22 protein-coding genes are annotated in these 26,607 nt (G+C 62.6%); 10 read left to right on the forward strand and 12 right to left on the reverse strand.

From position 1 onward, the window contains the following. Nucleotide 1 precedes the first annotated feature (1 nt). The 6 genes from dusB to dsbD form a co-directional block, all read right to left on the reverse strand. Nucleotides 2-1,000: a tRNA dihydrouridine synthase DusB gene (dusB, locus tag R3E82_17645; GenBank protein MEZ5552709.1), complete on the reverse strand. Its 999-nt coding sequence runs from the start codon at nt 998-1,000 to the stop codon at nt 2-4. A gap of 131 nt (nt 1,001-1,131) precedes the next feature. After that, nucleotides 1,132-2,403 (reverse strand): DUF3426 domain-containing protein, encoded by a 1,272-nt coding sequence (locus R3E82_17650; protein ID MEZ5552710.1) that lies wholly within the window; start codon nt 2,401-2,403, stop codon nt 1,132-1,134. Between the two features lie 38 nt (nt 2,404-2,441). Then, nucleotides 2,442-3,356: a 50S ribosomal protein L11 methyltransferase gene (gene prmA, locus R3E82_17655; GenBank protein ID MEZ5552711.1), complete on the reverse strand. Its 915-nt coding sequence runs from the start codon at nt 3,354-3,356 to the stop codon at nt 2,442-2,444. A gap of 2 nt (nt 3,357-3,358) precedes the next feature. Continuing rightward, nucleotides 3,359-3,835, reverse strand: a complete 477-nt coding sequence (accB, locus tag R3E82_17660; protein ID MEZ5552712.1) for an acetyl-CoA carboxylase biotin carboxyl carrier protein — start codon at nt 3,833-3,835, stop codon at nt 3,359-3,361. Next, a complete protein-coding gene (aroQ, locus tag R3E82_17665; protein MEZ5552713.1) occupies nt 3,835-4,293 on the reverse strand; it encodes a type II 3-dehydroquinate dehydratase in 459 nt (152 codons plus the stop codon). The genes accB and aroQ overlap by 1 nt, the downstream gene beginning before the upstream one ends. 91 nt (nt 4,294-4,384) lie before the next feature. Further along, nucleotides 4,385-6,484, reverse strand: a complete 2,100-nt coding sequence (gene dsbD, locus R3E82_17670; protein MEZ5552714.1) for a protein-disulfide reductase DsbD — start codon at nt 6,482-6,484, stop codon at nt 4,385-4,387. Nucleotides 6,485-6,649: 165 nt separating this feature from the next. Here dsbD and R3E82_17675 point away from each other — a divergent pair, with 165 nt between their 5' ends. The 4 genes from R3E82_17675 (at nt 6,650) to R3E82_17690 (ending at nt 11,315) form a co-directional block, all read left to right on the forward strand. Further along, nucleotides 6,650-7,372: a hypothetical protein gene (locus tag R3E82_17675; protein MEZ5552715.1), complete on the forward strand. Its 723-nt coding sequence runs from the start codon at nt 6,650-6,652 to the stop codon at nt 7,370-7,372. 29 nt (nt 7,373-7,401) lie between these two features. Continuing rightward, nucleotides 7,402-8,001: a copper chaperone PCu(A)C gene (locus tag R3E82_17680; protein MEZ5552716.1), complete on the forward strand. Its 600-nt coding sequence runs from the start codon at nt 7,402-7,404 to the stop codon at nt 7,999-8,001. After that, entirely contained in the window at nt 7,998-9,029 is a 1,032-nt protein-coding gene (locus R3E82_17685) for a DUF2333 family protein (protein MEZ5552717.1), read from the forward strand. Before R3E82_17680 ends, R3E82_17685 begins: the two co-directional genes overlap by 4 nt. A gap of 255 nt (nt 9,030-9,284) precedes the next feature. After that, a complete protein-coding gene (locus R3E82_17690; protein MEZ5552718.1) occupies nt 9,285-11,315 on the forward strand; it encodes a sodium-translocating pyrophosphatase in 2,031 nt (676 codons plus the stop codon). Nucleotides 11,316-11,467: 152 nt separating this feature from the next. Here the strand turns inward: R3E82_17690 and R3E82_17695 are convergent, their stop codons facing one another. The 5 genes from R3E82_17695 to R3E82_17715 form a co-directional block, all read right to left on the reverse strand. Next, nucleotides 11,468-12,634, reverse strand: coding sequence for an EAL domain-containing protein (locus R3E82_17695; protein MEZ5552719.1), 1,167 nt, complete (start codon nt 12,632-12,634; stop codon nt 11,468-11,470). Next, nucleotides 12,634-13,833, reverse strand: coding sequence for an HD-GYP domain-containing protein (locus tag R3E82_17700; protein ID MEZ5552720.1), 1,200 nt, complete (start codon nt 13,831-13,833; stop codon nt 12,634-12,636). Before R3E82_17700 ends, R3E82_17695 begins: the two co-directional genes overlap by 1 nt. A 120-nt stretch (nt 13,834-13,953) precedes the next feature. After that, nucleotides 13,954-14,520, reverse strand: coding sequence for a TlpA disulfide reductase family protein (locus R3E82_17705; protein ID MEZ5552721.1), 567 nt, complete (start codon nt 14,518-14,520; stop codon nt 13,954-13,956). A gap of 28 nt (nt 14,521-14,548) precedes the next feature. Further along, a complete protein-coding gene (locus R3E82_17710) occupies nt 14,549-17,710 on the reverse strand; it encodes a hypothetical protein (GenBank protein MEZ5552722.1) in 3,162 nt (1,053 codons plus the stop codon). Nucleotides 17,711-17,994: 284 nt separating this feature from the next. Further along, on the reverse strand, nt 17,995-19,254 hold the full coding sequence (locus R3E82_17715) for a 6-phosphofructokinase (protein MEZ5552723.1): 1,260 nt from the start codon (nt 19,252-19,254) through the stop codon (nt 17,995-17,997). A gap of 148 nt (nt 19,255-19,402) precedes the next feature. Between R3E82_17715 and R3E82_17720 the strand changes: the two genes are divergently transcribed. From R3E82_17720 to R3E82_17745, 6 genes are read left to right on the forward strand one after another with little or no spacing between them, the layout of a single operon-like run. Continuing rightward, nucleotides 19,403-19,912 carry a hypothetical protein gene (locus R3E82_17720; GenBank protein ID MEZ5552724.1) on the forward strand — a complete coding sequence of 170 codons (510 nt, stop codon included), beginning with the start codon at nt 19,403-19,405 and terminating at the stop codon, nt 19,910-19,912. After that, nucleotides 19,909-21,327: a UDP-N-acetylmuramate:L-alanyl-gamma-D-glutamyl-meso-diaminopimelate ligase gene (mpl, locus tag R3E82_17725; protein MEZ5552725.1), complete on the forward strand. Its 1,419-nt coding sequence runs from the start codon at nt 19,909-19,911 to the stop codon at nt 21,325-21,327. The genes R3E82_17720 and mpl overlap by 4 nt, the downstream gene beginning before the upstream one ends. Further along, nucleotides 21,327-22,373, forward strand: coding sequence for a phosphotransferase (locus R3E82_17730; GenBank protein ID MEZ5552726.1), 1,047 nt, complete (start codon nt 21,327-21,329; stop codon nt 22,371-22,373). The genes mpl and R3E82_17730 overlap by 1 nt, the downstream gene beginning before the upstream one ends. After that, nucleotides 22,370-23,263, forward strand: a complete 894-nt coding sequence (locus R3E82_17735) for a nucleoside hydrolase (GenBank protein MEZ5552727.1) — start codon at nt 22,370-22,372, stop codon at nt 23,261-23,263. The genes R3E82_17730 and R3E82_17735 overlap by 4 nt, the downstream gene beginning before the upstream one ends. Nucleotides 23,264-23,298: 35 nt before the next feature. After that, complete coding sequence (locus R3E82_17740) at nt 23,299-24,084, forward strand: SDR family NAD(P)-dependent oxidoreductase (protein MEZ5552728.1); 786 nt, start codon at nt 23,299-23,301, stop codon at nt 24,082-24,084. Further along, entirely contained in the window at nt 24,081-24,800 is a 720-nt protein-coding gene (locus R3E82_17745; protein ID MEZ5552729.1) for a hypothetical protein, read from the forward strand. The genes R3E82_17740 and R3E82_17745 overlap by 4 nt, the downstream gene beginning before the upstream one ends. Here the strand turns inward: R3E82_17745 and R3E82_17750 are convergent. After that, nucleotides 24,797-26,533 (reverse strand): acyl-CoA dehydrogenase C-terminal domain-containing protein, encoded by a 1,737-nt coding sequence (locus R3E82_17750; protein ID MEZ5552730.1) that lies wholly within the window; start codon nt 26,531-26,533, stop codon nt 24,797-24,799. The genes R3E82_17745 and R3E82_17750 overlap by 4 nt on opposite strands. Between the last annotated feature and the right edge of the window lie 74 nt (nt 26,534-26,607).

Genomic DNA, 26,607 nt, shown 5'->3' on the forward strand with positions numbered 1-26,607 from the left:
CTCACGCCGCCACCCTGGGCAGCAGCCCGTCGAGCAGACGCAGCTGGTCGGCTGCGTTATCCAGCGTGTTGAACCTACGGCTGAGATCCCGTCGCCACAGGGGTTCACCCAGTCCGGTGAGTTTTTCGAGATACCACTGCACGTGTTTACGCACCACGCGCACGCCTGCATCACCATAGAATGCCTGCACCAGGGTGACATGCTCACGCAGGGTGAGCAGTTTGTCCGCGAGCGACAGTTCGCCGGTCACACCCGCTATCTGCCCCGGCAGCCAGGGTGCCCCGAGGGCGCCGCGACCGATCATCACCCCATCCGCTCCGGTGCGTTCGAGTACGGCCCGCGCCTGGGCGGCGGAGCCGATGTCGCCGTTGGCGAACACCGGAATATCGACAGCGGCCTTGATGGCCGCTGTCGTATCATGTTCCACCGCGCCTTCGAATCGACAGGCACGGGTCCGTCCGTGCACCGCAATCGCACGCACGCCGAGGTCCTCGGCCATACGCGCGATGGCAGTGCCGTTTTTCTGCCCCGGGGAAAAGCCGGTGCGCATTTTGATGGTTACCGGAATGGGTACGGCGGCTACCGCCGCTGCAATGATGCGGGCAACCAGAGGTTCGTCCGCGAGCAGTGCAGAACCCGCCGCTTTACGGCACACCTTCTTGGCGGGACAGCCGAAGTTGATGTCTATGATGTCTGCGCCGTCCTGCCAGAAACGGCGGGCCGCATCCGCAACCATCTGAGGGTCACCGCCTGCGATCTGCACCACCAGCGGATCGACGCCATCGGCGGCCTGCCGGCGCGCTCGGGATTTATCGGTGTCCCAGAGTGCCACCCTGCTGGCAACCATTTCGGACACCACCAGTCCGGCGCCGAAGCGCCAGGCCAGTGACCGGAACGGCACATCGGTGACACCGGCCATCGGGGCCAGTACCACGGCGTTGCGGAGCTGATGTGAGCCGATAGAAACCAAGACGGGCAGGAATTCGCAAAGGAGTGCCATCATACCCGATCGTTTGGCGGATCCGTATGACTGGATGCAGTTGTGCGACTCCGCAGCGCTCGAGGTACATCCACCGCGGCAGGATCACCTCAGTGGGATCACCGCAGTGGAAGCGCATCAGTGGAAGCGCATCAGCGGAAGGTCAGAAAATAGTTCACCGCTTCCGGTCCGGGATCCTCGATTTCGAGTTCAACCCGGATCGGCGTATGGGGCGGCATCTCGCCCCCGGCCAGATCTCCGGAGAGATACTCGGATGCCTTGAAGCGGCGGCCGGCAACCAGTTCCCCATCGAGGGATTTGAAAGTCAGCTCCAATTCGGGATAGGGCTGTGCATAGTCCCACTCGTTCACGATCACCGCATCGACGATGAGGGCCCTGGCCGTGTCCGGATGACTGCGCACGATCAGATTGCGGGTGCGCATCTGTCGCAGGTCCTGCATCACCGGCAACGTGCAGCCGAGCAGGCTGCAGCTCGCCGCGTACAGAGGGCGCAGCACCGGGTCTCGACCCCAGACCTGAAACTGGTACCAGAAGATCTGCAGCAGCAGGGCCACCACACCGACGACAATCGCGATCGGTACCCACCAGCGTCGCGGTTCCGGTGCGAAGCTGATCGGCTCCCTGAGCACGGCATCCAGACGCCCGACCGGGTCGGTGTCGACTATTTCAGGCGCTTCCAGGCCATCCGCTTTCTCCACCTCCTCAACCGGCAGCGGATCGGGCGCCCCTTCGAAGACATCCCTGGCTTCGGCCCCGGTATCAGCAACCGCTGCAGCGTGCTCCTCCTCCGACCCAGCCCGCGGCGCCGCTGCAGGTTCAGACGCCTGTTCGGAATCGGAATCGAACCCGGACCCGGACTCGATTTCAGGTTCGGGTCCGAGGATCTTGAATGGTGCGTTTTGCCAGCTTTCCAGGTCGTCGTCCCGAGTCGCCTCCTGCTCATCGCCCCGGGAGTCGGTGTCGGTGTCGGTGTCGGTGTCGGTGTCGGTGTCGGTGTCGAAATAGGCATCCGGGTTGACCCGCTGCTGTCCAGCGCCGCCGGGTGTTTCCACCGGTTCCCGTCCACCGAAAAAAGGCGCACTGCGTTTGACCCAGGGTTCGCTGGCCGACGTTTCCTGAGGTGCCGTCTGCTCAGCGGCCGGTCCGGCCGGCGCCTTCTTCCCGGGCATCTGAGGACCGTTCAGCTCTTCGAGCACTTCGTCGAGCACGTCTTCCGCACGGGCACCACCGGCAAGGCTTTCCCTGCCATCCCAGAGCAGATGATCCACACCGTGGAATACCGTCAGACAGGCACCACAGCGCACCCGGCCATTCGCCAGCTGGAGCTGGGTTTCGGTGACCCGGAATCGCGTGCGGCAATTCGGACACTCGGTGATCAGCGGTTCGAGTTCGTCTTCGGCCATTGATACTCGATTGCAATACTCGTGTGACGGCGCCCGGCTCAGATGCGGCGGGTAGCCTCCAGTCTAGCCCACAGGGCACCATGCTCGTCGGCCTCACAGGCGGGATTGTCAAAGTCCATTTGTGGATACGCGGCCTGCACCGCTTCCGCCTGCCCGGCCAGCAGTCCGGAAAGTACGATGCGACCGCCAACCCGCGTCTGCCGGGTGATCTCCGCCGCCAGCTCGATCAGGGGGTTCGCCAGAATGTTGGCCACCACCAGATCGAAGGTCCCATCCCCGGCAGAATCTGCAGATTGCAGATCCGCCGGTTCACCGAGCACCAGCCGCTCGTCGGCCAGCGCATTGTAGGCAGCGTTGTCTTTCGTAGCGAGCAGGGCCTGGGGATCGTGGTCGATGGCGTGCACGCTGTGGCAACCGAGCTTCAGCGCTGCCAGCGCCAGGATGCCGGATCCGCAACCGAGATCCAGAACCTCGAGCCCTTCCAGCGGATGGGTGGCCAGCCACTCCAGGCACAGCCGGGTTGTCGGATGGCTGCCCGTGCCGAAGGCGAGTCCCGGGTCGAGCCGCAACAGGGCGCCCCTGGCAGATCCTTGCGGCGCTGCAGCGTCCCGGGGCAGGACCCAGAGTCGTCCACCGAAACAGGCCTGCACCGCGTGCTGACGCCAGGCGTTCTGCCAGTCGGCATCGCCGAGAATGTCGATCAGCAGTGAATCCGGAAGGAACGCGAAGTGCCGGAGGGCAGCGCGCACACGCTCCGGATCAACCGCTTCTGCAAACAGTGCTTCGACCCGAAGCCGGGCCCACAGCGGCGTTTCCCCCGGGGCGGGTTCCACGATCGGCTCGTCTCCGGCGTCACTGCTGGTCACCGCTAGCGCACCCAGCGCTTCCAGACCGGCTTCCAGCAGTGGCAGTTGTGCAGAGGAAGCCTTCAGACGTACCCGCAACCAGGCCACGATCAGCTTTCGAAGCGCAGCAGTACCTGCCCGGTGCTCACAGCTTCCCCGTCATGTCCGACCACGGCCACGCAGGTGCCGGGCCGGTCGGCGGTGATCTCGTTCATCATCTTCATGCTCTCGATGATGCAGACCACGTCCCCGGCCTCCACCTTCTGACCGGGCTCGACAAAGGGGCGCTGTCCCGGTCCTGGCGCACGGTAAAACGTGCCCGCCATGGGCGAGCGTATTTCCATGATGCTGGTGCGCCGGGCGGGTTGAGATGACGGGCGGTCGTCTGCCGGGACCCCTTCTGCGGCCTCAGCACCCGCGCCCATCGCGCTGCGCGCGGGCATCGAGCCGGCGGGTCGGGTAGCCAGGCCACCGAAAGGCCGCGCGATGCGGATGGTCTCTTCCCCATCCCGTACTTCGAGTTCGGAAATACCGGACGCTTCCACAAGTTCGATCAGCTTCTTGATTTTACGCAGATCCACGCTCATCACCCGCCCTCCGAATCGGCCTTTTCGAGACCCGCAAGGGCGCTGGCCAGTGCGTGCTCGTAGCCCCTGGCGCCCAGACCGGTAATCACGCCAACCGCCACATCACTGAGGTAGCTCCTGCGGCGGAAGTCTTCCCGGGCGTGGACATTGGACAGATGGACTTCGATGAACGGAATGCCGACGCCGAGCAGCGCATCCCGCAGGGCGATGCTGGTGTGGGTGAAGGCGCCCGGGTTGATCAGGATATAGGCAACCCCCGCGTCCCGGGCTGCATGCACGGCGTCCACCAGTTCATGCTCCGCGTTGCTCTGTACACAGGAGAGTTCGTGGCCCGCCTGGGTCGCCAGTTTTTTGAGCCGGTGATTGATGACTTCCAGGGTGTCGCGACCATAGATTTCCGGTTCGCGGGTGCCGAGCAGGTTCAGATTGGGGCCGTGCAGGACCAGCAGTTTTGCCATGATCGTCCTCTTATCCGGAAAGCTACGGAATGTCGGCGGGAATTCTGCAGGATCACGGGCGCCAATGCCACCGTCTGTGCGTGTTAACCGCCTATTGGCCGATGTTAAACGCCATTTCGCCGAAATTATTCTGCTCCAGCTGGGCCAGAACTGCCGCCAGATGCCTCGAGAGGACCTCTGCGCCGACCTCCCCTTGAATTCTTACTTCGGACATCTCGCTGCTATCTTCGCCGAAAAAGACCAGGCTTGGCGGCCCGAACAGACCGTATTCAGCCATCAGCGCCTTGTCCTCGGCATCATTTCTGGTCACATCCGCACGCAGCAGATAAAAACGGGCCAGGCGACTGGCCACCTCTGGTTTCGGAAACACGGAGCGCTCCATCACCTTGCAGGAGATACACCAGTCGGCGTAGAGGTCGAGCAGTGCGGGGCGCCCTTCGGCAGCCGCCCTGTCGAGCTGGCTGCGCAGATCGGCCAGATCGGCAACCGGGTTCCAGACCAGACCATCACCGGCATGCCGCGCCTGGGCAGAGCCCCCGCCAGGTGCGCCTGTGTCGGTCATCAGAATCGGCCCGCCGGCGAAGCGACCGAGGGGATTGAGCGGATCCTCGGCCCCGGACGCCGCGCCGATCAGCAGCAGGACCCCGTAAACGAAGCCAAATGCGCCACAGGCTTTCCACAACTGGCCCCAGCCCTGCCGGGGAGAAAAGTCCATCGCACCCAGATAGACGCCACAACCGATGGCCAGCGCGGCCCACAGCACCAGCGTGAAGGAAGGCGGTACCACCCGCTCGAGCAGCCAGATCGCAACACCCAGAAGCAGCACACCGAACACGGCCTTCACCGTGTTCATCCAGACGCCGGCTTTCGGCAGGAACTGTCCACCGCTGGCCCCGACCACCAGCAGCGGCACACCCATGCCGAGCCCCAGCGCAAGCAGCGCCAGACCCCCGAGCACCGCGTCGCCCGTGGTCGAGATATAAATGAGCGCACCCGCCAGCGGCGCGGACACACAGGGAGACACCACCAGGCTCGACAGCGAGCCCATGACCACCACGCTCAGATGCTTACCGCCTCCGACCCGATCGCCCAGGGCGTTGAGGCCGTTCTGCCAGCTCGCCGGCAGCTGCAGCTCGTAGAAGCCGAACATGGACAGGGACAGCAGCACAAAAACCCCGGCGAAGACCGACAGCACGGCCGGTGACTGCAGGGCCGCCTGCAGATTGAGACCGGCTCCGAACAGCCCGACCAGCACCCCGACGGCAGCGTAGGTCAGCGCCATGCCGAGCACATAGGCCACCGAGAGACTGAGCGCACGGCCCCGGCTCAGATTGTCTGCCTCCCCCACGATGATGCTCGACAGAATGGGCACCATGGGCAATACACAGGGTGTGAATGCGAGCGCGATGCCACCGAGAAAAAACAGCAGCAGTGAGGTAAGCAGGCCACCTTCCGCAAGCATGGTGGCCAGTTCGCGCTCCTCGGTCCGGGGGATTGCGGACGGGGTCGGGCCTGAGCCGCCGCCTGTGTCGGCGCCACCGCCCGCCGCGGCGAGCCGCAGACTCAGCCACTTGGTTTCGGGGGGATAACAGAGTCCCGCATCTGCACAGCCCTGATAGCTGACGCCGACCTCAACGAGACCGGCACCGGAAGCGACAGGCACCCGCGCCTGGGCCTCGTGGTAGTAAACTTCTACTTCACCGAAATATTCATCGATTTTCTGCTTTCCCGGCGGAATCTCCGGCGCACCGAGGGTGACGGGCGAGGTCTTCTCCCCGGCACCCGACCGGGTATCGAAGCCGAAACGATGGCGGTACAGATAGTAGCCGTCGGCCATCGTCCAGCGCACGAGCACCGCACCATCCTGCCCGACTTCGGCGGTCACTTGAAAGGCTTCATCCACGGGGAGAAAGTCCGGCTCTGCAAAGCTCCAGACTTCCTTTTTCCTGCCTTCCGGCAACTCGGCGCCCAGGGTCAGGGGGCTCAGCAGCAGCAGTCCGAGCAGAGCACTCCACAACAGGTTTTTCGGCGGGAGGGCAGACCCCATCGCAGCGGGTTTCCGGGGGCGGGTGAGTTTCTGTCTGTTACCGGCTGTCATCTTTTTCTTTATCCGCTTCCCGCTTCCCGCTTCCCGCATCCGCTTCCTGCAGGCATCTGCTTCCTGCAGGCACACAGCACGTTCTTCGGACACGCCAAATCCTTTGGAGTTCGGCCCTCGACCCGGCAATATAGCGCCCGCCGGCCACCAAAACCGTGAACTGAGCACGGCCATTCTAGGCAGACTCGGAACAGGTAGCCACGCTGACGGGTGGCCGTTTCGCCATTGACCACAGTCGAGCAACACCGCGGAAATCCCTTGCTGTACAGTTTCCCGACCCACGAAACACCCTGGATACAGTCCTTCTGCAGGAATCCGACGCTGATCCCCAGACGCGCAATCCGTTTCACAGTCCGCCTGCTCCTGCCGGTGTTTCTGTGCGGTACCGCCGGTTACGCAACCGCTGAGGGACCCGGGTCGGACGCCGCTCTGATCCGCGGGCTCCTGGATCGCGCGGAAGCCGCTCTGCGCACCGGGCAACGCATCTACCCGGTGCGGGACAGTGCCATGGACCTCTACCAGCAGATTCTCCTGCTCGACTCTGATAACCCGGATGCCCAGCTCGGCCTGACTCTGATCGCCGAGCAGTATCTCGAGGAAGCCCAGATTGCCCTGGATCGCAATGACCTGTTCAGTGCGGATATCGCTCTCTCCCAGGCCCGGCTGGTGTATCCGGAGTACCCGGGTCTGGCCGCCATCGAGCAGCGACTGCGCATGGAGGAGCGCGCTGTCCGTACCCGGGTGGTGCTCGACTGGCGGCTGGTAGCCGAGCGCAGTCCGACCCTGAGTCCCCAGCTTGGCCGCCTCGGTGGCCAGGCAAAAGCCGGTGACTGCCGGGTCATCATCCAGGTCAGCAATGATCCGGAGGGGCGCTGGATCTATCAGCGGATGAACGCAGCACCCGGACCAGGCCGCCTGCGCGCCGAAGTGCGGATCGCCTCCCCGGCGGCGGTCGAGGTCCGATGCTTCCCATCGGATTAGGTCCGATGCTTCCCCTCGGATTAGGTCCGATGCTTCGCATCGGATTGAGTCCGCTGCGACACAGGCCATTGAGCGCTGAGGTTCGTCTGCCGGACGGTGTCGGGTTACCATCACCCTTCACCAACGGAAACCGGAATCAGCTGGGTCCAATGCCTCGAATGATCGTCACCGTCGCCTCGGCCCCGGAATTGATTTCACGCCTGGGCAGAACAATCCTCACTGCAGCGCTGCTGGCCTGGTCAGTATCCGCAACCGCCGGGCCGAACGACCTGCATTTCGACAACGCCCGGATACGCGCTCTGATCCCCGGCCAGGACAAAACGGTCGGCTATTTCGAAGTCCGCAACGAAGGCAGGCAGGACGTCGAACTGGTTGCGGTCAACGCCGCCTCTGCGCGGGCGGCTGAGTTTCACACGGTAGTCCGGGATGGCGACATCATGCGTATGAGACGCCTCGAGCAGGTGATCGTCCCCGCCGGTGGCACACTGAGTTTTGTGCCCGGCGGCAACCATCTGATGCTGTTCGGCGTAACATCTCTGACCGAGCAGAACCCGGTCACCTTCACCACCCATACGGGCGAAGAGGTCGTCCTGTCTTTTCGCCAGATACCCGTGGGAGCAACACAATGAACTGGAAGTTCTGGGAGAGCGTCGACACCAGCGGGTCGAATGCGGGGCTCGCCGCGCGGGCAGCCGGGGGTCTGCTGGTCGCCTATCTTCTCGTCTGCCTGCTCGTTGCCTGGTGGTGGGACTACGAACCGGATCTGTTCGCCGTGCGGGAAAACGCTGCACTGCACGCCGAATCCCATAACCGCACCCTGGTGACCGGCTACATCACCACCGCAACCCTCATCCGCCTCGGTGAAACCCTGCTGAACAAGCGCGGCGGCTTTCTTTCCAACGACCTGTTTCCTCCCGGCGTCTGGCTCGACAACGTACCCAACTGGGAATTCGGGGTGCTGACCCAGATCCGCGACGCCGCCCGCGCCTTCCGTATCGACTTTTCCCGCTCCCAGAGCCAGTCGAAGGAAGACCCGGATCTGTCCGAGGCGGAAGGAAAGTTCTTTTTCGACAACTCGAGCTGGGCCTTTCCCCAGTCCGAAAGCGAGTATCGCGATGGCATCAAGGGCCTCGAGGACTACCTCGCCCGTCTTGCCAACCCCGCCGAGACCGGGGCCCAGTTCTATACCCGGGCAGACAACCTGCAGAAATGGCTGCAGGGGGTGGAAACCCGGCTGGGCAGTCTCTCCCAGCGCCTGTCCGCCAGCGTCGGCAAACGTCAGCTCAACCTGGATCTGGCCAGTGATCCCGCCGCACGGCGCGCAACCGATGCCCCGGAGGAGGAGGAGACCAAAACGCCCTGGTTGGAACTGGATGACGTCTTCTACGAAGCCCGGGGCCACACCTGGGCCCTCATCCACCTGCTCCGGGCCATGGAGCGGGACTTCGGCGATGTGCTGGACAACAAAAACGCCCGGGTGAGCCTCCAGCAGATCATCCGCGAGCTGGAGCCTACCCAGGATGCACTCTGGAGCCCCATGGTGCTGAATGGGGACGGTTTCGGGATTCTGGCCAATCATTCGCTGGTGATGGCCTCCTACATCTCCCGGGCGAACGCGGCAATCATCGATCTGCGATCCCTGCTGGCCCAGGGCTGAAGGAACCGGCTGCCGGGGTTGTGATTATCCCGCTCAAATCAGCGAGGCGGGGCGGGACTTACCAGGACCCCGAAATTCCCGGGGCAGCCGCCGGTTCTTATTCCCCCGCCCCTCCGTTAGAATACGCGCCGCTTGAGGGGGGGCACCCAGTATCCTGTCGAATCCTCGCGACCACGGGCTCACAAGCTAGCGGTCGCACAGCGCCAGGCTGTTGCCCGAATAATTTCTATGTCGTCGAGAGAGTTGGGGATTCCCATGATTGATATAACCCTGATACCGCCCTTGTTCGGTATCGCCGGCCTCATTGTGGCCTTCATCATTTTTGGACTGGTGCTGCGTTACGACGCGGGCAATGAGAAAGTCAGGAAAATCGGCGATGCCATTCACCTGGGCGCCATGGTCTTCATGCGCCGTGAATACAGCATGCTTGCCATGTTCGCCGGCGTGCTGCTGGTCATTCTGTATATCGCCCTCGGCACCGAGACCGCCATTGCCTTCCTGGTCGGTGCCGTGTCCTCCGCCACGGCTGGCTGGATCGGCATGTACACAGCCACCAAGTCCAATGTGCGCACCACCACCGCAGCACACACCAAAGGCGCAGCCGCGGCCCTGAGTGTGGCCTTCTTCGGTGGATCGATCATGGGTCTCACCGTTGCGTCCATGGGCCTGCTCGGACTGGGCTCCCTCTACTATTTCTTCGGCGGCGATCCGGAAACCGCACACAACATCCACGGCTTCGGCATGGGCGCATCCGTCGTCGCGCTGTTTTCCAGGGTCGGTGGTGGCATCTTCACCAAGAGTGCCGACGTAGGCGCTGATCTGGTGGGCAAACTCGAAGCCGGTATTCCGGAAGACGATCCGCGCAATCCGGGCGTGATCGCCGACAACGTCGGCGACAACGTCGGCGATGTGGCGGGTATGGGATCGGACATCTTCGAAAGCTACTGCGGTGCGATGATCGCCACCATCGCGATCGCTTCCACCCTGGCCATCAGCCAGCTCGACATGGCGACCCCCGGCATTGCCGACGAAGCACAGGCCCGTGCCGCGCTGATGGCCCTGCCCCTCATGCTGGCCTCTGCCGGCCTGATCTGCTCGATGTTCGGCATCGGCATCGTCCGCGCCATGTCTGCCCAGCAGCCGGCGGTCGCGCTGCGTTTCGGCACCATCGGGGCGCCCATCGTCTTCATCGCTGTCGCCTACTTCGTGATCGATTCGATGGGCCTCGACAGCGCGATCTGGTGGTCGGTGCTCGCCGGCGCGGTCGGCGGCATCGTGATCGGGCTGGTCACCGAGCACTACACCTCGGGCAGCCCCATCATCCGCATCGCCAAATCCGGAGAAACCGGATCTGCTACGGTCATGATCACCGGTCTGGCCGTCGGCATGCAGTCAGTGGTGGTACCCGTGCTGGCCATCTGCGGCATCATCTATGTTTCGACCAGCCTCGCCGGCCTGTACGGCGTCGGCATCGCCGCCCTCGGCATGCTCGCCACGGTGGGCTTCACCATGGCCATCGACGCCTACGGCCCGGTGGCCGACAACGCCGGCGGTATCGCGGAGATGAGCGGCCTGGGTAAGGAAACCCGCAGGATCACCGACTCCCTGGACGAACTGGGTAATACCACCGCCGCCATCGGCAAAGGCTTCGCCATCGGTGCCGCAGCCCTCGCCGCACTGGCCATCATCGCCGCCTATGTGGAAACCATCTCCCATCACGATCCGAACTTCACCCTGCACATCGGTGATCCCGACGTGCTCATCGGTCTGTTCATCGGCGGTCTGATCCCGTTCCTGATTGCCTCCATCACCATGACCGCAGTGGGTGATGCGGCGATGGAGATGATCCAGGAGATCCGTCGTCAGTTCCGCGAGATCCCCGGTCTGCTGGAAGGTAAAGCCGAGCCGGATACCGCCAAGTGTGTGGACATCGCCACCACCGCCGCACTGCGCCGCATGCTGTTACCGGGCACCATCGCCGTGCTGGTACCCCCCGTCGTCGGTTTCGGTCTCGGACCGGCCGCACTGGGTGGCACCCTCGGTGGCGGACTGCTGGGCTGTGTGCTGCTGGCGCTGACCATGGCCAATGCCGGTGGCGCCTGGGACAACGCCAAGAAATATGTGGAAAAAGGTAACCTGGGTGGCAAGGGTTCACCCGTACACGCGGCGACCGTGGTCGGCGATACCGTGGGTGATCCGTTCAAGGACACCTCGGGCCCGGCGATGAACATCCTCATCAACGTGATGGCGATTGTGAGTCTGGTGATAGCACCCCTGCTGATCTGAACAGACCTGATCGTCTGCGCCGGCGCGCCTGCTCAGGCAGGTGTGTTCAACATGAGCGGGACAGTGCAAAAAGGGGAATCCGCTGATTCCCCTTTTTTTCTGCCCGGGTAACAGACATCCGCGCCGCCGTTATCTGAAGCGCAGCTCCGGGCTCAGACACTCTCAAGAAACTCAAGCTCCGGAACCGGCCTGCCGATGTGGTAGCCCTGCAGCACATCGCACCCGAGTCTCTGCAGCGCAAGCGCAGTCGCTTCGTCTTCTACACCTTCGGCAACCACCTTCAATGAAAAATTGTGGGCAAGATCGATGATGACCTTCACGATCCCGGCATCCCTGGGCTGATCGAGCATTTTCGAGACGAAGGCACGGTCCACCTTCAATTCGTCTACAGGTAAGTCCCGGAAGTAGGACAGGGACGAATATCCGGTACCGAAGTCGTCGATGGCGACACGGATACCCAGAGTTCTGAATTCCTCCATCACCAGCATCGCGGCCTCCGGATCTTCGATCATCGCGTCTTCCGTGATCTCCAGGGTCAGTCGCTGTGGCGCACAGCCGAAAATCGCCAGTGCGTCGGAGACCACCGCCTGCAGGCTGGAATCTCGCAGCAGCACCGGCGGTACGTTTACCGCAACGCCCAGCGGCTCGGGCCAGCGCGAAACTGCAGCGACCGCGGATTTGATGGCAAACCAGGTGATCTGCCGTATCAGCTCAGGTTTTTTCGCGTAGGGAATGAATTCAGCCGGTGGCCGGACACCGTGGGCAGGTGAGTGCCAGCGCATCAGAGCTTCCGCCCCGAGCAGGTTCCGATACGCTGCATGGATCTGGGGCTGGTAGTAGAGCACAAACTCTCCCCGCGCCAGCGCCTGCTCGACTTCCCGCTCCCGCTTCGTTTCGATATCCGTGTGCCGGGATTCCTGAGCATCGCGGATGATGTAGATCCGCTCGGTTCTGCGCACTTCCCGCAGCGCGGCCTCTGCAATCTGAATCCGCTCTTTGTTCCCCAGCTTCTGAATACCGGGAGGCACGAAGGCCGCCCGCACGTCGGGTTGAATATCTTCGCCGAGCAGTTCGATGGGTACTGCAAACAACCGGCCGATTTTCGCACCCGCCAGCTCCAGCATCTGGGGATCCCAGACGTCGCGCAGCACCACGCAGATCTTGTGAGGTTCTATGCGAATGTACTCGTCCTGGGGCCGGACCAGCTGTCTGACCCGTTGTTCGAATTCGTCCAGGAACAGTTCCAGGCAGCCGGCGCCGAGATCGGCTGCCACATCATTCCGATTGGTCAGTTCAATGAGCGCCAGGGTATCGGCCATCAGAGGAAATACTCGTCCGGACGAATACCGTAGGCCCCGACCTCCAGCTCCCGATTGATCCAGAGATCCGATCCGGCATTCTCGGAGCCGTATTTACCGAGATCGACCACCACCAGTTTGGCGTGGCGCTGCTTATCCTGATCCAGGATCACGACGACTTTGGGACGCAGGCGCCTGAGGGCATTCTGGGCAACCACCACACCGACCTCACCCGTGTTGAGCTCGATCACCGAACCGGTGGGAAACAGCCCGATGGCCTGCATGAACTGCTCCACCAGCTCCGCCTGGAACAGGCCGCCTTTGAGATCCGCAAGTTCCTGAATTGCTTCGAAGGATGAGCGGGCGCCGACGTGCGGCCGGGTCGATATCATCGCGTCATAACTGTCGACCAGACCGACGATCCGCGCAAAAAGCGGAATGTCCATGCCGGAAACTCCGGCCGGATATCCGGAGCCATCGAAGCGCTCATGGTGAGCGAGCACAATCGCCTTCACATCAGAATGGGTACCTTCGGTCCGGCTCAGGATATCCACACCCATCTGCACATGACCACGCACCAGCTCACGCTGCGCGACCGTGAATTCGGCGGTCGAGGAAGTCATTGAGTCGTCGAGTCTGGTCATCCCGATGTCGACGACGGCAGCACCGAGCGCGAGGTTCTTCAACTGATCCCGACCCAGCCCGAGCTGACGACCGAGCACCGAAGACCAGACCGCGTTCGCAATGCTGTGGTTGAACAGATAGTCGCCCTTGGCTTTCATGCGGACGAGCGCCGCCAGCGCCTCGCTGTTGCGCAGTACACTGCTCACCAGCGGATCGATGACCTGCTGCATCACTTTCAGATCCAGATGCCGGCCCGAGCGAAGCTTCTCAAATACCTTGCGCATGGCTTCACTGGCGCTTTCGAGCTGCATTTTCGCCATCGGGATTTCACGCTTGAGACTGGTGGCGTCCTTGCGCGCGGCCTTCGTACCGCTGTCCGAAGCTGCTTTCTGGAAATCGCGATTGTGCCGGCGGGGATCTACGAACACATAGGCGCAGTGTTTGGCGACGACATCCACATCACTGCGATCCCGGATATAGAAGCCCTGTACGGCAAACGGCGTATCGAGCCAGGGTCTGTCCAGCTCGGCCACATACATGCCCGGCTGCAGATTGCCCGCAGGCACTTCCAGAAGATTGCTGCTACCTCCATCCATACCGGAAAGTGTAGACAGACTTTGCGAGTTTGCCGGGACCTCGGACTCCCGGGGAGAACTCAGTTACCCGGCCGGTTTAACCAGCCCATGTCGACGACCGGCCTCCCTGCCTTCGGATGCTTACTGCTGGCTTACCGGCAGAGGATTGCCGAACAGCCGATCGATCTCCGCGATCATGTCGGGGCTGTCCCACTGGCGGGCGCCATACACTTTCTGAACCACCCGACCGTCGGCATCCACAATCACGGTGAGGGGCAGCCGCGACGCGCCGAGCATGGTTTCCACACGCAGTCCTGAGTCGATGAAGTGGGGTATGGTCGCGTTTGTTTCGCGCAGCAGCGACCGGGCCCGCTCCGGGAAGTCATCGGTAGAAACACCGATCACGGCGAATTCCGCCGGATGTCCCATCCACGCGAGCCGCTCCAGGGAAGCCATCTCCGCCCGGCAGGGTCCGCACCAGCTGGCCCACACGTTGATGATCAGAGCCCGGCCCCGGTAGGTGGACAACCTGCGCGAGGGTACATTCAGACCCTGTATCCGCACGTCATCCAGCCTTTCACCGGCAGCGATGGCTCGAGGCTGATCCGCCAGCGCTGCAGCGGTGCAGAAACCCAGCGCGAGCAGCGAAACAAGGAGACGCGGCTGTCTGACGATCGAGGTTTTCGACGGGACCGGCCCAACCAGCAACCGCCCAGATGTCCGGATGGAATCCACCTCAATCAAAGCCGCTGTCACTGACCCTGTGACAGCCGCGCCCGCCGCCACTGCAATCCCGGTTCTGGGAGACCGTGCCGTTGCTGCCACCGATATGCTTGTCCTTGCGCCTGAAATCGCCCGCGTGACAGGCCGCGCAATCCGGTGCGTACTGTGGCGTCGGATACACAAAGATCGCATTCACACTCGGTCCATGACAACCGCTGCAGCCTGGGTCCCGGCGGTGGTTGCCGGGGTAGTTGCCCTGGGGATCGTGCAGGAAGGTGGTCGGCGCCCAGCGCTCGGTCGTATGACATTCATCGCACTGCACCGTCGTTGCCAGGTGATTCTGGGGTTTGAACGTCGCCCCGCCACCCGGACTGTGGCAATCGTCGCAGCGCCCGACAGTGCTGGAATCGTGCACCCAGGTGCCGCCAGCGAAGGTCGCCGTGGTATGGCAGAAATGACAGTCCGTCGCCGTATTCAGGTGCGCGGGAACGGCGGAGTCCTTACCGATTGCGCTGACGCCATCATGGCAGGATTCACAGTTATCGACGATGCCGGTGTGATCGAAGCTCGCCGGAGTGAATGCGCGGGTGTTGTGGCAGACGCTGCAGTCCTGGCCTGTGAGCAGATGGCTGTTTGATTTGCCCCTGGCGAGACCGGTGTCATGACAGGACGCGCAGTTGTTTACGATGCCGGTGTGATCAAATGTGGCCGGAATGAAGCCGGTGGTCTGGTGACAGTTCACACAGTCCCGATTGGTCGGCACATGATTGTTGTCTTTGCCGGTGGCCGTATTGCCGTTGTGGCAGGAGGCGCAGTTACCGACGATTCCCTGATGATCAAAATGAGCGAGGGCAAAGCCTGCCGGGGTGTGACATACAGAGCAATCCTGTGTGATCGGGATATGCGGCGGATTGACCTTCGCGCCGGTGCCTGTCGCATCGACACCGTTATGGCAGGACGCGCAGTTGTTCACGATCCCCTCGTGATTGAACAGCGCCGGAGCGAATGTCCCGCCAGGAACATGGCAGACAGCGCAATCCTGACTGGTCACCACATGGGGCGGATTGACCTTGGCATCCTTGCCGGTCGCATTGGTGCCGTTATGGCAGGAATCACAGCGACGACCCACGACATCCGGCCCGGAGTGATCCACAAAGGCATCCGCGAAGCTGGTCGTGTTGTGGCACACCGAGCAGTCACCGCTGGTGTTCTGGTGGACGGGTGTCGCTGGCGCTCCCAGGGCGCCGAGCGCGGCATTCGCTGCGCTGCCGCTGTGGCAGGACGCGCAGTTTCCGGTAATGCCCGCGTGGGAGAAGGTCGACGGGGTGAAGCCGGTAACCCTGTGGCAATTGGAGCAGTCCTGCGCCGTGGGCAGGTGCCCGGATGCTTTGACCAGGTCCCCGCGCGCCGGGAAGAAGCGGCTGACATGGCAGCCTTCGCAGCCTGAGACGATGTCCTGGTGCACGTTCGCAAGGAACACGGTCGATGCGAACACATCCGTGGAGTCATGGCACAGGCTGCACTCCGTCTGCGCCGGGATGTGATTGGTGATCTTCGGCGTGGCGATGCCCGTGGCGTGGCAGGCAGCGCAGTTACCGGGATCTATCCCCAGATGACTGAATGTGATGCCGGCAAAGGTGTCGTAGTTGAAGACATCGTGACACGAGGAGCAGTCCAGCGTTGTCGGCAGGTGATTGAGGGGCTTGCCAGGGGCGATACCCGTGCCGTGGCAGAGTGCACAGTCACCCGTATCTGTGCCCACGTGGTCGAACACCGCGTTCGCGAAGTCAACCGTGTCGTGGCATACCACGCAATCCTGGGTGGTCGGAATGTGGTTGTCGAGCTTGCCGAGTGTGATCGTATTGTTATGGCAGGACGCACAGTTGTTGATCACACCGAAGTGGTCGTAGACACCGGTCGCAAAGGTACCGGGAGTGTGGCAGACGCTGCAGTCCTCCGGCGTCGGCATATGACTGGCGTGCATGCCCGTGGCGGTGACGCCATGGCAGGAAGCGCAGTTGTCCACGATTCCGGTGTGATCGAATACGCCACCTGCGAAACTGTCCGTGTTGTGGCAGGTGCCGCAATCCGCTGTGGTCGCGGGGTGACTGGGCACCGCGGAACCCTTCCCGGGTGCGTTGATGCTGTTGTTGTCGTTGTGGCACGATTCACAAGGCTGCAACGCTGCTTCGATCCTGTGATTGAAGACACCTCCCAGACTGAAGGTGTTGATACTGTGGCAGGCGGCACAGTCGACGAACGGCTGAGGGTGGCCCGCGATCGGTCCGGTTGCCGTCACACCATGGCAGGAATCACAGCGGTTGCCGACCACTGCAGGCCCCGTGTGGTCCGGATACGCGCCTTCGAAGGTTGCCGTCGTGTGGCACGAACCGCATTCAGTATTCGTGTCCGGATGCGGCGGGGTGGGTGTCTTACCTATGGCAATCGCGCCGTTGTGACAACCCGAGCATTCGCGCAGGATGCCTGAGTGATCAAAACTGCCGTCGGGCAGAAGGGTCAGAAAAGCTGTGGTGTTGTGGCAATCATCGCACTCGGCGTTGGTCGCCGCATGGAACACCGACTTGCCGACCGCGACACCGCCATTGTGGCACTCGCTGCAGTTGCCGAATACTTCCTGGTGATCCACCGAAGGGACGACGGCGAATCCCCGCAGCGTCGCCGTATGACAGGTCGCGCACTGGTTACCGGTGGCGACATGATCTGCCGACTTCCCTGGAATACCGCTGAGCGTGCCGTTGTGGCAGGTCATGCAGTTCGAGGACAGGCCTTCATGGAAAGTCTCTGATTCCGGAGGCTCGCTTGCCACCACGAGTTGCACCGAACGGGAACTGGTAACACCATCCGCGCTGACCCTGAGCTGAGCGACATAGCTGCCTTCAAGATCGGCGGTAAAGCTCGGATTCTCGTAACTGGCGTCGTCCAGTTCGGCAGCGCTGCCTCTGGGTCTGGACGTCAGCGCCCACTGAATGCTCAAAGCTGCCGCGGGCACCGAGACTGACTTGCTGCCGTCCAGCAGAGCAGTGTCGCCGGGCCGCACCCTGACGATCGGGCCCGCCCTTGCCGTGACGCTGACCAGTCCGTCTGTGGCCGTATTGGATGGCTGGAACTGGATACCATCCCCATCGCCGCCCCCCGGCGAGCAGCCAGCGACCATCAGGAACGCTATTAACGCAAGTAAACTGTATAAAGACCCTCGGATAGCCCTTCTCTCCACGTGGAGCCGCACGAGACAACTCTGGTGAGAGTCGCTGCTTCCCGGAACTCAATCGCAGATCGATTGCAGCGGGCGGTTCAGTGCGGAAAATCTAAGCCCCGCGTGTAGTTATAGCAGACGAACCCGGCCCGAAAATGAGAACGGGCGCAGGTTCTGCCCGCAGCGATCCTCAATAACTCAAAGTGCGTCGGATTGTCAGGGACTCCGTTCCGCGAGAGGGCGGTTTACCGGACGAAGGGTGTCAGCTTTTTCGCCACCAGCTGATTCTTCAGCCGCACGTACCGGGGCATGCCGTCCCGGTAGGGTGGATAGTCTTCTCCGCGGATGAGCGGCGCCAGGTAGCGACGCCCTCTGGCAGTGATGCCGAAGCCGTCGGCAGAAATGTAGCTCTTCGGCATCCTGCGTTCGATGTTGGCCACCTTCGACAGGGCCACCGAATCGATTTTCCATCGATAAGGGCTGTCACTGGTGCGCACGATAACGGGCATGACCTTGTTCTTCCCCGCCAGTGCGAACTCCACTGCCGCCCTGCCCACCGCATAAGCCTGATCCACATCGGTCTTCGCGGCGATGTGACGTGCCGCGCGCTGCAGATAGTCGGCCACCGCCCAGTGGTACTTGTAACCGAGTTCCGCTCTGATCATCTGCGCGATCGTGGGGGCTACCCCACCCAGTTGCGCATGACCGAAGGCATCCCGGGTGCCCGCTTCCGCCAGGAACCTCCCATCCGCGTACTGGGCGCCTTCGGAAACCACGATCACACAGTAGCCTTTCGCCTCCACGGTCTCCTGCACCTTGGCCAGGAAGCGCTGGGGATCGAAGGCGACTTCCGGCAGCAGAATGATGTGCGGAGGATCTCCGGGTGCATCCTGGGCCAGTGCTCCGGCAGCGGCGATCCAGCCGGCATGGCGCCCCATGACTTCGAGGATGAAGACCTTGGTGGAGGACTCGCACATCGAAGCGACATCGAGAGCGGCCTCCCGGGTTGAGACCGCAACGTATTTTGCGACCGAGCCGAATCCGGGGCAGGTATCGGTGAAGGGCAGGTCGTTATCCACCGTCTTCGGAATACCAATGCAGGTAATCGGATAACCCAGTTGTTCACTCAGGGTGGAAACCTTGTGTGCGGTGTCCTGGGAATCTCCACCACCGTTGTAGAAGAAGTAGCCGATGTTGTGGGCCCGGAAGACCTCGATCAGGCGCTCGTACTCCCGGGGATCGTCGCTGTAGGCGCGCAGCTTGTGTCGGCAGGAACCGAAGGCTCCGGACGGTGTGTAACGCAGTCCGGCGATCGCCCGGGCCGACTCTCTGCCCGTATCGATCAGTTCCTCACGCAGTGCGCCAATGATGCCGTTGCGGCCGGCGAACACCCTGCCGATCCGGTCCCGGTGCTTGCGCGCGGTCTCGATGACCCCGCAGGCGCTGGCGTTGATGACAGCGGTGACGCCGCCGGATTGTGCGTAGAAAGCATTGCGTTTCGACATGGGTTTAAGACAGTCCTTTCCCTGGTCCTGGATTGATATCGCGCGCACATTCTGTGGATCAGTGCGCACATTTCGCGCCTTTGGCGCGCATTCTCCGCGATAGCTGCGTTTTGTGCGAGAATTTCTCCGCAATCACAGACTGAGAATTATGAAAGCAGTACTGCAGCTGTTCTGGCGGATCTGTCTCCTGCGCCAGAGTCCGGAAGTCGTCCCGACTCAGAACTGGTTCGTCGCCACCGTCATCGCCTTGAATCTGCTCGGCAGCATGATCGTGTCATCGTTCCTGGATTCCACCACAGACAGTCTCACCACCCTGACCCGCATCGTCGTCGGTCAGGCGACCAACGCCGGACTGGTATGGCTGGCACTGCAGTTCCGTGAGCACCCCCAGCGCCTGGTGGCGACCCTGACCGCGTTGTTCGGCTGCGATCTCATCATCACGGCCTGTTTCGGTCTGCTGGTGCCCCTGCTGCCACTGTTCGGTGAATCGGGCATGAACTTCCTGTCGCTGGGTTTCTTCGTCTGGTCAGTGGCGGTGGCGGGTTTCATCATGTCCCGCGCGCTGGCGGTGCCGGTTGTCGCCGGTTCAGTCATCGCCATGGGTATGATGGTGTTCAGCGTCGCCATGAGCCAGATCGCCACCCAGGGAGCCGCGTGAGCAGACACATCCATTTTCTTGGCATCGGCGGCACCCTGATGGGCAGCCTCGCCCTGCTCGCGCGGGAGATGGGCATGCGGGTGTCGGGATCGGACAAGGCCATCTACCCGCCGATGAGCGACCAGCTTGCCGCAGCCGACATCGAAGTGTTCGAAGGATTCGATCCCGCCCAGCTCGATCCCGCACCGGATCTGGTAGTGATCGGCAATGCGGGTCTGCCCCGCGGTCACCCGGCGGTGGAACATGTGCTCGAGAGCACGATCCCCTATACCTCCGGTGCTGAATTCCTCGGGCGCGAGATTCTTACCGGCCGCTGGGTGCTTGCGGTCTCCGGCACCCACGGCAAAACCACCACCGCCAGCATGCTTGCCTGGATTCTCGATCAGGCGGGTCTCGAACCCGGGTATCTGATCGGCGGAGTGCCGAAGAATTTCCCCGTATCTGCCCGGCTCGGCGCTCGGCCCTTCTTTGTCGTGGAGGCAGACGAATACGACACCTCCTATTTCGATCGCCGTTCAAAATTCGTCCACTATCGTCCGCGTACCCTGATCATCAACAACCTCGAATACGATCATGCGGACATCTTTCCCGATCTCGACGCCATCCAGCGCCAGTTCCACCAGCTCATCCGCACCGTACCGGGTAAGGGCCTGATCATCGCACCGAGCAATGACGAACACGTCACCGAGACCCTGGCCCGGGGATGCTGGACGCCAGTAAGCCGCTTCGGGGCAGCGACCACCCGCCAGCCGCTGCCTGCAGATATCGGCGAGCGCTGGGACGCAGCGCTGCTGAAACGGGATGGCAGCGCCTTCAATGTACTGCTCAACGACACACCTCTGGGTCTTCTGGAATGGAATCAGGTGGGCGAACACAACATGCACAACGCCCTGGCAGCCATAGCGGCTGCCCGACACGCCGGTGTGCCACCCGCGCAGGCGATCGCCGCACTGTCCCGCTTCGAAGGTGTGAAGCGCCGGCTGGACCTGATCGCCCGGGTCGGTGAGGTCAGCGTCTACGACGACTTTGCGCACCATCCCACCGCCATCCGCACCACACTGCAGGGCCTGCGCCGGAAAGTCGGTAACGAGGAGATCGTGGCGGTCGTGGAGCCGCGCTCCCACACCATGTCGCTGGGCACCCTGCAGGCCGACCTCACCACCTGCTGCGCACCGGCCGATTTCGTGCACTGGTTTCGCGGCGATAACATCAAGTGGGATCTCGGCGAGGTCGTGCAGAACTGTGTCATTCCCGCCGAGCAGCACGACGACCTCGATCGGCTCATCGACACACTGGCGAACCTGCCGACACGCAAGCGTCACATCGTGATCATGAGTAATGGCAGCTTTGGCGACATCTACCGCAAGCTCCCGGCGCGGATGCAGACGGCACTTGCAGCGGCAGCAGAGGGCTGATGGAGCTGCTCGCGGAGAACCTCACCGCAGTGCAGACCCATCTGCAGGAACTCGGCTGGCTGGCCCGGGGAGAGCGCCTCGTCAATCTCACACCCGCTGGTCCGGGAAACATGAATCGGGTGCTGCGGGCACGCAGCGAATCCCGCTCATTCATTCTCAAACAGGCAGTTCCCTATGTTGCCCGCTATCCGCAGATCGCGGCACCGATCGAGCGTCTGGACGTGGAGGCCGCCTTCTACGAAGCCATCGCCCCGGAAACGAAACTGAGCCGCCACACACCGGGCATCTGTGGCTACGATCGAAAGACACATCTGCTGTGTCTCGAAGACCTGGGCGAACTGGGCGACTACACGAGTCTTTATCCCTCTCAGGAGCAGCCTCCTCGGTCCCCTCCCCAGTCATCTGCCGCCGCCAGCCGCTCCCCAGCCACACAAGTCCCACTCCCGGAACTCGGTACATGGCTCGGCGCGCTGCATGCGCTGCCTTTGGACGACACGCTCAGGTGCCGGTTCACCAATCGGGCGATGCGCGAACTCAATCACGCCCACATTTTCGAGATCCCCCTTCAGGCCGACAACGGCGTCGTGCCACTGGAAGGTACCGCTGAACTCGCCCGCGCTTTTGCCTCGGATCGTCGACTGAAAGAGCGCGCCGCCCACCTCGGCACCCTCTATCTGCAGGCCCCGGGGAACAGCGGACGCACGGTGCTGCTGCACGGCGATTTCTACCCGGGCAGCTGGCTGCGGGGCAGCAGCCCGGATGAGGTATTCATCATCGACCCGGAATTCGCCTTCATCGGCCCGGCGGAATTCGACCTCGGGGTGTGGCTCGCCCATCTGCGCCTGCTCGGCAGCGATGCCGCTGCCGAGACCGCCGCCCTCACCGCCTACCCGTACCGCGACCGGGTAGAGGAAGACCTCATTCGACGTTTCGCTGGTATGGAGGTCATCCGCCGGCTGCTCGGTGTTGCCCGGCTGCCGCTCCAGGCGGACGCTGAGCGGTATCGCCAGTGGCTCACCATGGCTCGAGAGGAGGTCTGTGCATGACGGCTCTGATCATCGATACCGATGTGGCACTGGGGGTGCATCACGAGGGTCGGCCGCGGGACATCGATGACGGTTTCGCCATCGTCGAGGCGATCAATTCTCCCGAGATCGATCTGCAGGCGGTCACAACCGTGTTCGGCAATGCGCCCCAGATCGACGTCTATCGCGTAGCCGTGGAGATTGTCAGTCTGAAACAGGCAGACATTCCGGTCAGTCCGGGCGCCGCCGAGCCGCTGCCCGCAGACGGCGCTCTGCCGGTGGCCAATGAGGCCGTGGAGCAGATGGTCGCCGTGTTGCGCAGGCAGTCCTGCCACATCGCCGCCATCGGTCCGCTGACCAATCTCGGCCTGCTCGTGCACCACCATCCGGAGATCCTCGACCGCGTGCTCAGCGTGGTGATCGTCGCCGGCCGCAGCCGGGACAACGAGTTCTTCATCGGCAAGGCCGGGCCTGTGCGGGATTTCAATTTCGAAAACGACGTCCGTGCCACGCGCCTGCTCCTCGAATCCGGCGTGCCCGTGGTTCTGGCCGGCTTCGAACTGACCAGCCAGGTCGTCGTCACCGAAGCCGACCTCGCCACTATCGCCGCCGCCCGCTCACCGGCCGCCGACTACTTTCACCGCAACTCGCTCGCCTGGTGCCGTCACTGGACCGGACAGTTCCCCGTAGACGCTGGATTTCACCCCTGGGACTCGGCCGCGATCTCCTGGCTCAAACATCCCCACTATTTCATCGCCGAACAGCGTGGCTGGCAGATACGACCGGTGGGAAAGAAGCACTGGCTCGAATGTGATTCAGACCTTCCGGGCGCCAGGATCACCTATCTCAGCGGTTTCGCCCCGGATGGCGCGACTGCCTTCGTTCAGGACGTGGTCGATCATGTTTTCTGATTTTCGGATGTCTCTTGCAAGGAGCCTGTATGGGTATGCTCGATAACAAACGCATCATCGTCACCGGAGCCGGTTCCGGCATCGGCCGGGCAACCAGCCTCCTGGCGGCGAGCGAAGGTGCGAAGATCGTCGCCGTGGATCTCACCGAGGCGGTACACGAAACCGCAGCCCAGATCGAAGCGGCCGGTGGCCAGGCTGTGGCTGTACAGGCGGATGCCAGTGACGAATCCGCAGTACAGGCATTCATAGCCACCTGTCAGAAAACCTGGGGCGGTGTCGATGGCATCTACGCCAATGCCGGAGTCTCCGGAGGCAGGAAGACGCTCACCGAGCTCACCGTCGCCGACTGGGAGAAAACCCTTCGGGTGAACACGATCGGCGTGTTTCTCGCGGTCAAGCACGCGGTCCCCGCGCTCACCGCCAGTGGCGGTGGCGCACTGCTGTGTACCGCATCCGTCGCCGGCCTGCGCGCCAACGCCGGCGGCGTCGACTACAGCGCCAGCAAGGCCGGTGTGATCAGCATCGTGCAGACCGTCGCCTATCAGCTCTACGGCACCGGGCTGCGCATCAACGCGATCTGCCCGGGACTGATCGAAACCGGAATGACGAAGCCGGTATTCGAAATGGCAGCAGAGAGAGGCAGTCTCAGCCGTATCGGTCAGATCAATCCGACCGCGCGCGCCGGTCAACCGGTGGAGATCGCCCAGATGGCCTGTTTCCTCCTGAGCGACCGGGCTTCTTACGTGAACGGTCAGGCGATTCCGGTGGATGGAGGCCTGTCTGCCTCCCATCCCTGGTCTTTCCCGAGGCAGCGGACATGAGAGCCGCATTCACGCTGTCGGTACTGCTCCTCGCAGCCTGCGGCGATGGCGGCCCGGCAGCAGGGTCGGGGGGTGAAAGTGCTTCGATGCAGAACAGGGCGCAGGCCGAAACACCGACCCGGTCGGGAGTCGCGAGCGCAGCCGCATCCACCGATGAGGCCGCGGATCCGGCTGAACCTGTCGAGTATGCGCCCGGCGAACAGCTCCTCGCCGGAGCTCCCCCTGGCTGGAAAGAGGCCTTTGCCAGTGAGGCACCCGGACTGCGCATGGCGGAGTTCATACCCGAAGACGAAAGCATCGAAAGCTGGACCCGCAAAATCACCTTCGAATCATCGGCCGGTGCACCGCTGCCCGATCCGATCGAGTTCGTGAAAGGCATCAGTAAGGATCAGGAGGGAACCTGCGAAGGTTTCGAATCCTTTTCGACCTTTTCAGGCTTCGAAAACGGCTACCCCACCTCCGTGCATCTGCTTGTCTGTCATCACAGCAGGATCATTGATCGCTCCCAGGTCACTATGCTGAAAGCCATTCAGGGCAACGAGCGGTTTTTTGTGATCACCCGCGCACTGCGTGGCCCGCCGATGGAAGAAGGCACCCGGGTCATCTCGGCAGACGACATCGCAGCCTGGTCGCTCTACCTGCGCTCTATCACCCTGTGTGATCCGGGTAGAGCCGGGCATCCCTGTGAAAAATCGACCGCTGCAGAACCGGTCTAGAAAGCTTCGTCGGCGAGTCCCATGACACTGGCAGACGCGGACATCACGCTGGCTTCGAGGCCCAGGGTGCGCGGCAGCAGTCGCGCAAAATAGAACTCTGCACAGGCCCGTTTGGCCGTACCGAATTCGTCCTGTCCGGCAACAGTCGCCATGCGTGCTGAAAACCAGGCATAGAGCGTGTATCCCAGCAGATCGAGGTAATCGGTGGAGACCGCTCCCGGCAGTTCCGGATCCGCATTCGCCTGGCGCACGATGTGTGCCGTTGCCTGACGCACACGCTCGAAGGCCCGGGACATCGGCTGACGGTAGGCTTCCGCGAGCGTCTCCGGATCAAATCCTTCGAGGAGCTCTTCCAGAGTTGCCGCGTTATCCCGCAGCACCTTGCGCCCGATCAGATCGAGCGCCTGCACGCCGTTGGTACCTTCGTAAATCTGGGCGATCCGACTGTCTCTGACAATCTGCTCAACACCCCATTCCTGCACGTAACCGTGTCCGCCAAACACCTGCTGGGCCAGCACCGCACAGTCGAATCCACGATCGGTTAGAAACGCTTTGGCAATCGGAGTCAGCAGTTCGGCAAAACGGCCCGCCTGTTCGTCACCGGCATATTTCGCAAGATCGAGCTGCAGCCCGACAAACATGGCAAAAGCCCGACCCGCTTCGGTGAGCGCACGCGCGCTGAGCAGCATCCGGCGCACGTCCGGGTGCACGAGCAGAGAGTCCGCTGCACCATCCGGATTTTTCGGACCCGTCGGTGAGCGGCCCTGCAGCCTTTCCCGGGCATAGCGGGCACCCTGCTGGTAAGCGAGCTCCCCGGCACCCAGCCCCTGCAGGCCGACCGACAGGCGCTCATAGTTCATCATGGTGAACATGCAGGCCAGACCCTGATTCTCTTCACCGATCAGATAGCCCACCGCACCGTCATAGTTCATGACCGAAGTCGCGCTGGCGCGGATGCCCATCTTGTGTTCGATGGAACCGCTGCCGAACTGATTGCGCGCGCCGAGGTTGCCGTCCGCATCGGTCAGAAACTTCGGCACGATGAACAGTGAAATTCCCCGGGTGCCCTCGGGCGCATCAGGTAACTTGGCAAGCACCAGGTGCACGATGTTCTCCACCAGATCATGCTCACCGGCAGTGATGAAAATCTTGGCGCCGGTGATCCGATAACTGCCATCGGCATGCGGCTCCGCCCGGGTGCGCATGATGCCGAGATCGGTGCCCGCGTGCGGCTCTGTCAGAGCCATGGCCCCCGTCCAGCGGCCGCTGTAGAGCCTGGGGAGATAGAGGGATTTCTGAGCTTCGCTGCCATGGGTGTCGATACAGATCGAAGTTCCCACCGTCAACGTGCCGTAGAGATAAAGGCTGGCATTCGCCGCCCAGAACATTTCTTCGAGCAGGCAACCGAGCAGCTTGGGCATGCCCTGTCCTTCGTATTCCGGGTTGCCGGACAGGCCGAGCCAGCCTCCGCCAGCGAGTGCATCGAAGGCAGCCTTGAAGCCAGCCGGTGTGCGCACTTCACCTGCCTCCCAGGTACATCCTTGCTGATCACCGCTCTGGTTGAGTGGCGCCAGTACTTCTGCCGCGAGTCGACCGCCTTCACTGACGACCGCCCGGGCAAGATCCTCACCGAAGTCCGCAAGGGCCGGAATTTTCGCCCAGGTTTTCTGAACCTCGAAGACCTGAAAGAGCAGAAATTCGAGATCCCGCTCCGGTGCCTGATACTCCAGCATGTGTCCCCCGTTTGCGCGGCGCTGCCGCTTATCAGTCTTTTCTGTCGGCTTACGCCGACAGCGCCGCGGCCATT

The sequence above is a fragment of the Pseudomonadales bacterium genome (genome assembly GCA_041395945.1).
Taxonomy (GTDB): domain Bacteria; phylum Pseudomonadota; class Gammaproteobacteria; order Pseudomonadales; family Azotimanducaceae; genus SZUA-309.

Bases quoted from the DNA above. Each gene is read 5' to 3' on its own strand.
- dusB (MEZ5552709.1), bottom strand. From the start codon at position 1,000: ATGGCACTCCTTTGCGAATTCCTGCCCGTCTTGGTTTCTATCGGCTCA.
- R3E82_17750 (MEZ5552730.1), bottom strand. From the start codon at position 26,533: ATGCTGGAGTATCAGGCACCGGAGCGGGATCTCGAATTTCTGCTCTTT.
- R3E82_17690 (MEZ5552718.1), top strand. From the start codon at position 9,285: ATGATTGATATAACCCTGATACCGCCCTTGTTCGGTATCGCCGGCCTC.
- aroQ (MEZ5552713.1), bottom strand. From the start codon at position 4,293: ATGGCAAAACTGCTGGTCCTGCACGGCCCCAATCTGAACCTGCTCGGC.
- R3E82_17715 (MEZ5552723.1), bottom strand. From the start codon at position 19,254: ATGTCGAAACGCAATGCTTTCTACGCACAATCCGGCGGCGTCACCGCT.
- R3E82_17700 (MEZ5552720.1), bottom strand. From the start codon at position 13,833: ATGGATGGAGGTAGCAGCAATCTTCTGGAAGTGCCTGCGGGCAATCTG.
- R3E82_17730 (MEZ5552726.1), top strand. From the start codon at position 21,327: ATGGAGCTGCTCGCGGAGAACCTCACCGCAGTGCAGACCCATCTGCAG.
- R3E82_17740 (MEZ5552728.1), top strand. From the start codon at position 23,299: ATGCTCGATAACAAACGCATCATCGTCACCGGAGCCGGTTCCGGCATC.
- R3E82_17720 (MEZ5552724.1), top strand. From the start codon at position 19,403: ATGAAAGCAGTACTGCAGCTGTTCTGGCGGATCTGTCTCCTGCGCCAG.
- accB (MEZ5552712.1), bottom strand. From the start codon at position 3,835: ATGAGCGTGGATCTGCGTAAAATCAAGAAGCTGATCGAACTTGTGGAA.
- R3E82_17650 (MEZ5552710.1), bottom strand. From the start codon at position 2,403: ATGGCCGAAGACGAACTCGAACCGCTGATCACCGAGTGTCCGAATTGC.
- R3E82_17710 (MEZ5552722.1), bottom strand. From the start codon at position 17,710: ATGGTCGCTGGCTGCTCGCCGGGGGGCGGCGATGGGGATGGTATCCAG.
- R3E82_17735 (MEZ5552727.1), top strand. From the start codon at position 22,370: ATGACGGCTCTGATCATCGATACCGATGTGGCACTGGGGGTGCATCAC.
- R3E82_17695 (MEZ5552719.1), bottom strand. From the start codon at position 12,634: ATGGCCGATACCCTGGCGCTCATTGAACTGACCAATCGGAATGATGTG.
- R3E82_17680 (MEZ5552716.1), top strand. From the start codon at position 7,402: ATGCTTCGCATCGGATTGAGTCCGCTGCGACACAGGCCATTGAGCGCT.
- R3E82_17685 (MEZ5552717.1), top strand. From the start codon at position 7,998: ATGAACTGGAAGTTCTGGGAGAGCGTCGACACCAGCGGGTCGAATGCG.
- R3E82_17745 (MEZ5552729.1), top strand. From the start codon at position 24,081: ATGAGAGCCGCATTCACGCTGTCGGTACTGCTCCTCGCAGCCTGCGGC.